This is a genomic window from Candidatus Chloroploca sp. Khr17, assembly GCF_004138165.1.
GTDB lineage: Bacteria > Chloroflexota > Chloroflexia > Chloroflexales > Chloroflexaceae > Chloroploca.
Map to the genome: position 1 here is coordinate 175804 of NZ_RYFF01000006.1, position 10554 is coordinate 186357.

The 10554-nt window shown below is 58.7% G+C and carries 10 protein-coding genes and 1 riboswitch; of the genes, 9 read left to right on the forward strand and 1 reads right to left on the reverse strand.

Features of this window, described 5'->3' with window-relative positions; translation table 11 throughout:
• Window position 1: 1 nt before the first annotated feature.
• Window positions 2-1021: an AAA family ATPase gene (locus EKD05_RS05980; protein ID WP_129671524.1), complete on the reverse strand. Its 1020-nt coding sequence runs from the start codon at window positions 1019-1021 to the stop codon at window positions 2-4.
• 931 nt (window positions 1022-1952) lie between these two features.
• Here EKD05_RS05980 and clpB point away from each other — a divergent pair.
• The 9 genes from clpB to EKD05_RS06025 all read left to right on the forward strand — a co-directional run bounded on the left by clpB (window position 1953) and on the right by EKD05_RS06025 (window position 10236).
• On the forward strand, window positions 1953-4541 hold the full coding sequence (clpB, locus tag EKD05_RS05985) for an ATP-dependent chaperone ClpB (protein ID WP_129671525.1): 2589 nt from the start codon (window positions 1953-1955) through the stop codon (window positions 4539-4541).
• An 11-nt stretch (window positions 4542-4552) separates the two neighbouring features.
• Window positions 4553-5212: a phosphate signaling complex protein PhoU gene (gene phoU / locus EKD05_RS05990; protein ID WP_129671526.1), complete on the forward strand. Its 660-nt coding sequence runs from the start codon at window positions 4553-4555 to the stop codon at window positions 5210-5212.
• 139 nt (window positions 5213-5351) lie between these two features.
• Window positions 5352-5476: riboswitch (FMN riboswitch) on the forward strand.
• A 135-nt stretch (window positions 5477-5611) separates the two neighbouring features.
• Entirely contained in the window at window positions 5612-5860 is a 249-nt protein-coding gene (locus EKD05_RS05995; RefSeq protein WP_129671527.1) for a hypothetical protein, read from the forward strand.
• Window positions 5790-6605, forward strand: coding sequence for an ABC transporter permease (locus EKD05_RS06000; protein WP_240695660.1), 816 nt, complete (start codon window positions 5790-5792; stop codon window positions 6603-6605). Before EKD05_RS05995 ends, EKD05_RS06000 begins: the two co-directional genes overlap by 71 nt.
• Window positions 6606-6650: 45 nt before the next feature.
• A complete protein-coding gene (locus EKD05_RS06005) occupies window positions 6651-7730 on the forward strand; it encodes an ABC transporter substrate-binding protein (protein WP_129671528.1) in 1080 nt (359 codons plus the stop codon).
• A 78-nt stretch (window positions 7731-7808) separates the two neighbouring features.
• Entirely contained in the window at window positions 7809-8120 is a 312-nt protein-coding gene (locus tag EKD05_RS06010; protein WP_097654614.1) for a YbaB/EbfC family nucleoid-associated protein, read from the forward strand.
• A 146-nt stretch (window positions 8121-8266) separates the two neighbouring features.
• Window positions 8267-8881: a recombination mediator RecR gene (gene recR / locus EKD05_RS06015; RefSeq protein ID WP_129671529.1), complete on the forward strand. Its 615-nt coding sequence runs from the start codon at window positions 8267-8269 to the stop codon at window positions 8879-8881.
• A gap of 13 nt (window positions 8882-8894) precedes the next feature.
• Complete coding sequence (locus EKD05_RS06020; protein ID WP_129671530.1) at window positions 8895-9257, forward strand: hypothetical protein; 363 nt, start codon at window positions 8895-8897, stop codon at window positions 9255-9257.
• Between the two features lie 112 nt (window positions 9258-9369).
• A complete protein-coding gene (locus tag EKD05_RS06025; RefSeq protein ID WP_129671531.1) occupies window positions 9370-10236 on the forward strand; it encodes an LLM class F420-dependent oxidoreductase in 867 nt (288 codons plus the stop codon).
• Window positions 10237-10554: the final 318 nt, after the last annotated feature.

Below are 10554 nucleotides of genomic sequence, written 5' to 3' on the forward strand. Positions count from 1 at the left end.
ATCATCGACGAGGGCCAGAAACAAGCTCTTGCTGACGATAACGACAGTGATCGCAATACGCGACCCGATAGCCTGCGACGGTCGCACGCTGCAGCGGCCCACCGCAGATCGGACAGGTTGACGAGAGAATATTGCCACCACCGGCAACGACCGGGGCAGGGGTGGGGGTCGAAGTGGCAGAATGGAGAGGGACTGGTGTTGGCGCACGAACATCAGGTGCCATAACGGGGGCCTGCGCCCCATTCGGCGAAGGAGCAGCAAGTGGCGCAGCAGGAGGCTTGAAATTCCAGGTCGTACTCAACGTTTCAACCAGAACCGCATAATCAAGTGCGCCACGCGAACGAGGATCAAACTCATAGATCGTCTTGCCCTGAGCGGACGACTCTGAAAGGCGCACATTGACCCGGATCGGTGGGGTCACCTGGGCACCATACTGAGCCTGCAATTGCTCGAGTAGCGCGACAGACTGGCGGGTACGCGGGTCATACATCGTTGGCACAATCGCCCGTAGGCTCCTCGTGCTACCCTTCAACTGAATGATCTGCTTCACCAGCATCTCAAGGCCCTTGATCGAAAAAGGCTCAACCGTCGTTGGCACCACGACATCGCTGGCCGCATTGAGCGCATTGAGATTCAGCACGGTCAGCGAGCCGCCGCAGTCAATCAAAATAAAATCGTACTTCGACCGTACCGGGCGCAGCGCCTGTTCGAGCACCCGTGCCCAATCAGGCCGTCGTGCAAGCTCGGGTTGGGCGGTCAAAAGCGACTCATTGGCGGCCAACAGATCGAGGTTGGGACGCGCGTTGACCAGACAATCTTCGGGGCGCTTGCCATCAACGAGCACATCATAGAGCGTCCGGCGCGGTTTGAGGCCAAGCGCCATCGCCAGATTGCCCTGGGCATCAACATCAACAAGCAACACCTGAGCACCCTTCAGCGCCAGGCCGGCACTCAAATTGACTACCGTGGTCGTCTTGCCGATGCCACCCTTGAGATTGGTAATCGCAACAATGCGGCCCATAGAAGTATCCAACTCAGAGAAGACTGCAAGCATGCTTCGTGCAACTATCGCTACATCGTGTTCAGTGTAGTGCAAGCGCCAATCCATGTCAACCAGTGGGGCAAGGTGGCCTTGGCTGCCCAGGAGTCGCACCGTTGACGGCGACAGCAGAAGATGCAATCGCCCTAATGCCCCCGTGCCCAGAGGGGTGACACGCCATGCTATAATAGAGCCAGCAAGTTTGTGATGGGCCGCCGCTGGGGCAACCCAGAGGAACTTCCCGACTCCTTGCCCGCCTTTGGGCGGCAGGCTGCCCCGCGAAACCGCAAGCGGGGGCACCTGTGGGGCGACCTGCAGGTGACGCAAGACGGCAACAGCAAGTAATCCCGCCGATGGCCCTGTGGGGCACAGGTAAGGGCTGAAACGGTTGGGGTAAGAGCCCAACGGCGTCGGCAGCAATGTCGGCGGCCAGGCGACTGCGCCGGCTGATGGGGAGCAAGGTGCGTGGGGCGGGCTCATCGGTGGGAGTGTTGGCGTGCCCTGGCACACCAGTACGTATGTACCACCCCGCACGCTCGCATCGCAGCCCTGTGGGGTAGACCGGGTAACACCCGGCGCGCTACCAGGGGCCTCTGCCCTGTGCAGAGAGAGAGATGGCGGCATCAAACAGAATCGGGGGTACAGTCACAAACCTGAAGCTCAAGGCGGGGCGACGCATGCGTTGCCCCGCTTTTCGATCATCATTATGGTAACAACTGATAAAATTTAACACAATGCTAACACGCTGTTAGCATTGCTAGAACGTCGCCGTGCTACGATAAGGCAAAGGTGTGTGTTTATGGCTCGTAGCGCCGTTTCCCGAGACCCTTTTGCGGTGGGTTGTGGCGAGCAAGCTCGCCACAACCCAATAACCCATCAGCCCGGCCCTGAGAAAATAAAGGAGAAATGAATCATGTCATTTAATACGAATCGTTTTACGGAAAAATCTGCCGAGGCGATCATTGCGGCTCAGAATGCCGCCGAACGTTCGGGCAATAGTGAGGTTCAGCCCGAGCATCTGCTTTATGCCTTGCTTGATCAGAGTGATGGCGTGGTACCCCAGGTGCTTGCAAAACTCGGTCTGCCGATTGGAGCCTTGAAACAGCAGGCCAATGCCGAAATTCAACGCCTCCCTCGCGTCAGCGGTAGCAATGTACAACCCCAGTATAGCTCACGGTTGCGCAATGTGATCCTGCGCGCCCACGATGAACTCGCCGGGTTTGGCGATGAGTATGTCAGCACCGAGCATCTCTTGCTCGCGCTGCTCGATCATGCGGGCGGCGGGGCTGAGCGTTTGCTCAAGCAGGCCGGCCTGCGCCGTGATGCCCTGCTCGCGACGCTGCGCGAGGTGCGTGGGGCACAACGCGTCACGTCGCCCAACCCCGAGGGTACCTATGCCGCCCTTGAACAGTATGGCCGCGATTTGACCGAGCAGGCTCAGCGCAATAAGCTCGACCCGGTGATCGGGCGTGATGAGGAGATCCGGCGGGTCATCCAGATCCTGAGCCGCCGTACCAAGAATAATCCGGTCTTGATTGGCGAACCCGGTGTGGGCAAGACGGCCATCGTCGAGGGCCTGGCCCAGCGCATTGTGCGCGGCGATGTGCCCGAGGCCCTCCGTGATCGCCGCGTGGTCTCGCTGGATCTCGGTGCGCTCATCGCCGGTGCCAAGTATCGCGGCGAATTCGAAGAGCGCCTCAAGGCGGTGCTCAAAGAGATCCAGGAGCGTGAGGATATCATCCTCTTTATTGATGAGTTGCATACGATGGTCGGGGCCGGTGCCGCCGAGGGCGCGATGGATGCGGGCAATATGCTCAAGCCGATGCTCGCCCGCGGTGAGTTGCATATGGTTGGCGCAACGACCCTGGATGAGTATCGCAAACATATCGAGAAGGATGCCGCTCTCGAACGCCGGTTTCAGCCTGTGGTCGTCGAGCAACCCGATGTCGAGGATACGATTAGCATTCTCCGTGGCCTCAAAGAACGCTACGAGACCCATCATGGCGTGCGCATTACCGACGCCGCGCTCGTGGCCGCTGCGGTGCTCTCGGATCGTTATATTTCGGATCGCTTCTTGCCTGACAAAGCGATTGACCTGGTGGACGAAGCGGCTGCCCGTTTGCGGATGGAGATTACGTCTGATCCGCAGGAACTTGACGATCTCAAGCGGCGCATGATGCAGCTCGAGATTGAACGCGAAGCGCTCAAGCGTGAGACCGATCGCGCCAGCAAAGAGCGGCTCGAGCGGCTTGAACAAGATCTGGCGAATCTGCGTGAGCAGCGCAATGGCGTCGAGGCGCAGTTGCAACGTGAGCGTCAAGAGCTTGACCGCGTCCAGGCGCTTAAAGAGCAGATCGAAGCAACCCGGGCCTCGATCGAGCAGGCCCAACGCCAGTATGACTACAACCGGGCGGCTGAGTTGCAGTATGGCACCCTGGCAACGCTCGAACGCCAGCTAGCCGAGCTCGAAGCAAAGCTCGATGAGAGCGGTTCAAGCATGTTGCGCCAGGAGGTTCGCGAGCAGGATGTCGCCGAGATTATTGCCCGCTGGACGGGGGTGCCTGTCAGCAGGATGCTCGAAGGTGAGGTCGAGAAACTGATCAATATGGAAGCGCGCCTGCACCAGCGGGTTGTTGGGCAACACGAAGCGGTCTCGGCCGTTGCCAACGCGGTACGCCGTGCCCGCGCCGGGCTGCAAGATCCCAATCGTCCGCTTGGCTCGTTCCTCTTCCTTGGCCCAACGGGTGTGGGCAAGACCGAACTGGCCCGTGCGCTCGCCGAGTTTCTCTTTGATGACGAGCAATCAATGGTGCGTATTGACATGTCAGAGTACATGGAAAAACACACCGTTGCTCGCCTGATTGGTGCGCCTCCTGGCTATGTCGGGTACGATGAAGGCGGCCAGTTGACCGAAGCCGTGCGGCGCAAGCCCTATTCCGTCATTCTCTTTGATGAAGTGGAAAAAGCCCATCCCGATGTCTTCAACATCCTGTTGCAGGTGCTTGACGATGGCCGCCTGACCGATGGGCATGGACGTGTGGTAAGCTTTAAGAATACGGTGGTGATCATGACCAGCAATATTGCCTCGGCCATGATCCAGGAACTGACCCAGTCGAGTGCATCAGAGACAACAATCCGTGAAGCGGTGCTCGACGAATTGCAGAGTGAACTGCGGCCCGAGTTTCTCAACCGCATTGACGATGTGATTGTCTTTCAGCCGCTCAGCCGTGAGCACATCGGCCAGATCGTGGAAATCCAGCTCGCACGGCTCCGCAAGATGCTGGAAGATCGGAAACTCAAACTGGAACTGACCGAAGCAGCCCAGGCGAAACTGGCTGCCGAGGGATACGATCCGGTCTATGGGGCGCGGCCACTCAAGCGGGTTATTCAACAGCGCTTGCAGAACCCGCTGGCCCTTGAGTTGCTAAAGGGAGAGTACCGCGAAGGCGATACTATTCGCGTTGACAGTGTTGATCATGCTATGACCTTTCAAAAAGGGTGAGGAGAGAGCGAATGATTCGTGAGCGGTACACACATCAAATTGCCGGCCTGCGTGAAGACTTGCTGCGGATGGGCAGCATGGTCGAGCAGGCCTTGCTTCGCGCCATTTATGCCCTAGAGACCTGGGATGTTGCCATTGCGGCGCAGATTATTCACGATGATGCCAGCATTGATGATGCCTGGCGCAACCTCGAAGAGCGGACGATCCATCTGCTGGCAACCCAGCAACCCGTGGTCGCCAGTGATTTGCGCCTCTGTACCGTCGTGACGGCAATCGCAGGTGAACTCGAGCGCATTGGCGATTATGCCAATAGCATTGCCAAGCGGATCCGCCAGGCGACCCGTCGCCCCGCCTTGATGACACCGCCTCCGCAAACCCAGGAGATGGCACGCTTGGCGTTGCAGATGGTCAATACAAGTTTGCAGGCTTTTTTGCTGCAAGACACCGATCTTGCGCATGGCCTGACAGCCAGTGACGAACGCGTTGATGACTTAGAAGATCTCTTGCGCGCCGAGGTCATCGCAATGGCCAAAGCTGATCCCGTGCTTTTTGAAGCCGCCGTCGATATGCTTGACATTATTCATGCCCTGGAACGCTCGGCTGATCGAGCCACCAACATCGGCGAGCGGGTGATCTACCTGGCGACCAACAGTGTTGAAACCCTGAATTAAGCTGTTTAGGCAGTGGTTGTGAAAAAGCCAGCATTGCTGGCTTTTTCACAACCACTGCATGGTGTGAGGTGTTCTGGTGGGCAAAAAAGGCCAGCATTGCTGGCCTTTTTTGCCCGACTATGGTATGCTACGAGTCACAAACGATCTTCGGGGCAGGGTGAAATTCCCGATCGGTGGTAGAGCCCACGAGCGTGTTGCGAGGCACGCATGATCCGGTGAAACTCCGGGGCCGACGGTTACAGTCCGGATGTAAAGAAGATCCAGACAGGCGGTGTGCTTGCGCTGCTGTGTGTTGATGACGACACGATCAGTCCTTGGCTGATGCTATGTCGTTGATCATGGCTGCTACGTATCAACGTAGTGGCCTCTCTACAGATAAGCAAAGCATCGCGCAACAGTATGGCTGAGTCGGTGACTCGGCGCTGTGTCTGGTCGATGTTTCCCCCCGAAGTGCATGGCACTCGGGGTTTTTTGTGTGTGATCAAGTCGGTTGCGCTCAATGGGCAATCGGGTGGGGCCTCGCTCAATGCTCTCACCGGTCTCCCTTGGAACGCCGACGCTGATGTTGAGGAGCTTGATGATGCAACAAACATTGCCGATGCAGCGGAAGGTTCCCGCAACCCGTTCCTGGCCGCGCTGGCGTCCTGACCTGCATTGGGTCGGCTTGCCCGTGACGGTTATGATTGGGTTGGTTTTCTGGCACCTCCTGGTGACGCTTGGCGGGTATCGCCCGTTCATTCTGCCAGGGCCGGCCCTGGTGGCCGAGCGGTTTGTGGTTACCGCTCAGAGCGGCCTACTCTGGCAGCATACCTCGGCAACGCTGGTCGAGGCTCTCGGTGGGTTCAGCATTGCGCTTGTCCTTGCCTTAACGCTCGGCTATGTCCTAGCGCATCTGCCCTGGCTCGACCGTGCCCTCTCGCCGGTGCTGGCGGCAAGTCAGGCGATCCCGATCATCGCGGTTGCCCCGCTTGTGATCCTCTGGTTTGGCCCGGGCCTCACCAGTAAGTTGCTGATTGCGGCGCTGATCACGTTCTTGCCCATTCTGATTGCCACGGTTGTTGCGATTCGCTCGGTACCCCGTGAACTGCGCGAGATGGCGCTGATCAGTGGCGCCAGCCGCTGGCAGATTTTGCGCTATGTGGAAGCGCCGCTGAGTGTGCCGGTGCTCTTTGGGGGAATTCGTACTGGTCTCGCCCTGGCAACAACCGGGGCCGTTGTGGGTGAGTTTGTCGCTGGACGCGAAGGGCTTGGGGCGTTGATCAATATTGCCCGCGGCCTCTTTGATACCCCGCTGATCTTTGTGGCCCTGCTGACCCTTGCTTCAATTACGCTCAGTTTCTATCTTGTGGCGACCCTCATCGAGCGCTGGTTGATGCGCTGGGATCACGAGTAGTTCGTCTGGTTCTGGTTTCGTTTAGGGAGAGATCGAGTTTTTACTATGAAGTACGCAACCATTCTCGTCTTGCTCTTGTCGTTCCTGCTCGTTGCCTGTGGTGGTCAAGCTGCGGCACCTGTGATGCCAACAATCCAACCGACGACCCCGCCGGCGAGCGAAGCGCCCGCACCGACTACGGAAGGATTGCGCCGCGTGACGCTGGCGATGTCCTACATCCCCAATATTCAGTTCGCACCCTACTATGTCGCTGCCGCCAAAGGCTATTTTGCCGAAGAAGGCCTGGAAGTCGTTTTCGACTATAACTTTGAAAATGATGTGGTGCAGCGCGTCGCTACTTGGCCCCAGGGTGAGGTGGCCTTCGCGACCGCCTCGGGCACCTCGACGCTGCTCGCGCGGCAGCAAGGGCTTCCCGTCAAGACGGCGCTGACCCTCTACCAGGCCTTTCCGATCGTCTTTTTTGCCAAAGCCTCAACCGGACTGCAAGGCCCCGATGATCTGCTTGGCAAGACGGTTGGCATTCCGGGTAATTTCGGTGAGAGCCTCTATGGGTTGCTGGCCGTGCGCTATGCCAATGATTTTGATGCGTCGGCCTTTGAAGTGCAAGAGATCGGCTTTACCCAGGCGCAGGCTGTGCTCGAAGATAAGGTGCAGGTGGCGATGGGCTATGCCATGAATGAGCCGGTGATCCTGCGCCAACTCGGTGAAGAAGTTGATGTGCTGCGCGTCGCCGATGTCTATGATCTGGCCGCCAATGGCATTATTGTGAGCGAGCGCTTGCTACAAGAAGAGCCGGCCCTCGTGCAGAGCTTTGTCACTGCCGCGATGCGCGGTTTGCAGGCGACCCTTGCCAACCCTGACGAGGCTTTTGAGCTGAGTCTCGATTATGTACCCGAGGCGATGCTTGGGGATGTTGAACTGCAGCGCCAAGTGTTGCTTGAGAGTCTCCCGTATTGGTCGAGCGACCTGACCACGGCCAATGGGCTTGGCTATACTGATCGTGAACTCTGGGTGGCGACCGAGCAGTTTATGCGTGAGGCGCAGTTGCTGGCTGGCCCGGTTGAGGTTGATGAGGCCTTTACAAACGAGTTTATCAAGCCCCTCGCTGATGCGAGCGGTTATTAAGCGCTTGTCATCTGCAAGGGCTATGTGGTAAGCTACAGCAAGGTGCCTTGATGACCCGCATGAGAAGGAGTTGAAGCTATGAATCCTCGCCAGCTACAGCAGATGGCTCAGCAGATGCAGCGTGAGATGCAGAAGATCCAGGAAGAGCTTGGTGTTACCATGGTTGAGGGAAGTGCCGGCGGTGGCGCGATTACGGTGCAGATGAATGGGCACCGTGAGCTCCAAGGCATTACGATCTCGCCTGAAGTCATTGATCCCGACGATGTCGAAATGCTGCAGGATCTGCTCATGGCCGCCTTCAGCGATGCCTCCAAAAAGGCTCAGGAGATGGCCGAAAAGCGGATGGGGCCATTGATGGGCGGTATGAAGGGGATGCCTGGTCTCTTTTAAGGCAAAAAAAGCCAGCTACACTGGCTTTTTTTGCCTCGAAACTGGGGTTGAAAGCGCCGATCCCCAGAGTACGTCCCTTCTGGCAAAGCTCTCAGCTTTGCCAGAAGGGGACGCTGTGCAGAGCATCAGCCCCCAGGAGCTCACTCATGACGTCGCGTAGCGAGAATCTAGTCGTAGAACCGGTGGCCCGGCTGATTGATGAGTTGGCTCGGTTGCCTGGCATCGGGCCCAAAACGGCGTCGCGGTTGACGTTTTTTTTGCTGCGCGCCGAAGCAGAGCAGACCCGCACCCTCGCTGAAGCGATCCTGGCGATGCGCGCCCAGGTGACCCTCTGTCGGCGCTGTTACAATATCACGGTTGGTGAGTTGTGTGCCGTCTGTACCAGCACGACCCGCGATCAGTCCAAGCTCTGTGTGGTCGAGGAACCCCTTGATGTGCTGGCGATTGAGCGTACCGGGGCCTATCGTGGCCTCTACCATGTCTTGCACGGCCATATTGCCCCGCTTGAAGGCATCTATCGCGAGGATCTGAAGATCGATCAGTTGATCGCCCGTGTGCGGAGCGAGCCGATTGATGAGGTCATTCTGGCGATGAATCCGAATACCGAAGGTGAAGCAACCGCGTTTCTCTTGCTGAAAGACCTTGCCTCCCTGGGCGTCCGTATCACCCGCCCTGCGCGTGGCTTGCCCACGGGTGGTGATCTTGAATGGGCCGATCCCGATACGCTCGGCTCGGCATTTGAAGGCCGCCGCGAATTATAAAGGAGCCTGCATCATGAGCCTGCTTGATCTTCTCTATGAGGCTCTGGAAACGGTCGAGGGTGCGCGTTTTGCTGGTGTTGTCGGTACCGATGGCCTCGGCGTTGAGATGGTCTATGCCGATGATGATGATGAGTTTGACCTTGAACTCGCCGAGCTTGAACTGGCAACTCTTGCCGCCAATGCCGGGGCTGCTTCCAAGCGAATTGGCAGTGGGCGGGTCTATGATCTGACGGTCGAAACCGATGAGTTGACCTATCTGGCGTCGCTGGTGACCCCTGGGTATTTTGCTGTGCTCGGCCTCTATGCCGATGCGAGCCTCGATGGTGCGCGGGCCACGCTTGCCGAGCTCGTTGAGCGCATTCAAGTTGAGGTCTGAAGGCTAGGCGCATCCTGGGAGCGCGGGCGGCTCGCCCGCATGTGGTGGGCGTCGGCACACGGCTGCTTCGCTTCATCTGCGCTTTGCCGACAGCCTGGGAAGGGTAGGTTTGATGAAGGTAGGTGCTGTTTTTCCCCAGATCGAGAGTGGGACTGATCCGGTCGCGCTGCGGGATTATGCCCAGGCCGTCGAGGCCATGGGCTATACCCATCTTGTCATCTACGACCACGTCCTCGGGGCGAGTACCACGACCCGCCCCGGTTGGACCGGGCCATACTCGAACGAGTCGCTCTTTCACGAGCCTTTTGTGCTCTTTGGGTATCTGGCTGGTCTAACCAGAACCATGGAACTGGTGACGGCAGTCATCATTCTGCCGCAACGCCAGACGGCCCTGGTTGCCAAGCAGGCTGCCGAAGTTGATCTGCTCAGTGGTGGGCGCCTGCGGCTTGGGGTCGGGGTGGGTTGGAATGCGGTGGAGTATGAAGGGCTGAACGAGGATTTTAGTAATCGCGGGGTGCGCAGCGAAGAGCAAATCGCCTTGCTGCGCGCCCTCTGGGCCGATCCGGTCATTGATTTTCACGGGCGCTGGCATACGATCAATCAGGCCGGGCTCAATCCGCTGCCCCCTCGGCGCAGCATCCCGATCTGGATTGGCGGCTATAGCGAAGTGACGCTCAAGCGCGTGGCCCAGCTTGGCGACGGCTGGTTCCCCTGGCGCCCACTGGACGACGCCCTCCGCGGCCAACTTGAACGCCTACACGGCTATGCTCAGGCTGCGGGGCGCGATCCAGCCTCCATCGGCCTCGAACCCCAACTCTCCCTCGCCCGCCTCCCTGAAGCGACATGGGAAACCTTCGTTCGTGACTGGCAAGACCTCGGGGCAACCCACCTCTGCATCAACACCATGGGCCTCGGCCACACGAGCCTCGACGCCCACATCGCCAGCCTTCGGATGATCAAAGAACGCCTCGGCTTCTAGAGGCAAGCACCCGCCAAAAAACCTTGTGTGAAACGCCGCGCCCCGATTCGCGCAGGCGGGGCAACGAAAGTCCCTTGAGGTTGCACCAGACCGCCACCCTGCTATCATGGGCACGCCAGTGCCGAAAAAAGACCGTGAAAGTCCCTTGTGCCCATGAGGCCGTCTGGCAGATCGGTCATGTGCAGTGGTTCGCGTGTTCGTCGAGGCTGTGTAAGATCGTTTCCCGGCATCCTGCCAGGGCGCACACGACCGCCACCCTGCTATCATGGGCACGCCAGTGCCGAAAAAGACCGTGAAAGTCCTGTGCCCATGAGGCCG

Coding starts and splice junctions, on each gene's coding strand:
- EKD05_RS05980 (WP_129671524.1), bottom strand. CDS start 1,021: ATGGGCCGCATTGTTGCGATTACCAATCTCAAGGGTGGCATCGGCAAG.
- clpB (WP_129671525.1), top strand. CDS start 1,953: ATGTCATTTAATACGAATCGTTTTACGGAAAAATCTGCCGAGGCGATC.
- phoU (WP_129671526.1), top strand. CDS start 4,553: ATGATTCGTGAGCGGTACACACATCAAATTGCCGGCCTGCGTGAAGAC.
- EKD05_RS05995 (WP_129671527.1), top strand. CDS start 5,612: ATGGCTGAGTCGGTGACTCGGCGCTGTGTCTGGTCGATGTTTCCCCCC.
- EKD05_RS06000 (WP_240695660.1), top strand. CDS start 5,790: ATGATGCAACAAACATTGCCGATGCAGCGGAAGGTTCCCGCAACCCGT.
- EKD05_RS06005 (WP_129671528.1), top strand. CDS start 6,651: ATGAAGTACGCAACCATTCTCGTCTTGCTCTTGTCGTTCCTGCTCGTT.
- EKD05_RS06010 (WP_097654614.1), top strand. CDS start 7,809: ATGAATCCTCGCCAGCTACAGCAGATGGCTCAGCAGATGCAGCGTGAG.
- recR (WP_129671529.1), top strand. CDS start 8,267: ATGACGTCGCGTAGCGAGAATCTAGTCGTAGAACCGGTGGCCCGGCTG.
- EKD05_RS06020 (WP_129671530.1), top strand. CDS start 8,895: ATGAGCCTGCTTGATCTTCTCTATGAGGCTCTGGAAACGGTCGAGGGT.
- EKD05_RS06025 (WP_129671531.1), top strand. CDS start 9,370: ATGAAGGTAGGTGCTGTTTTTCCCCAGATCGAGAGTGGGACTGATCCG.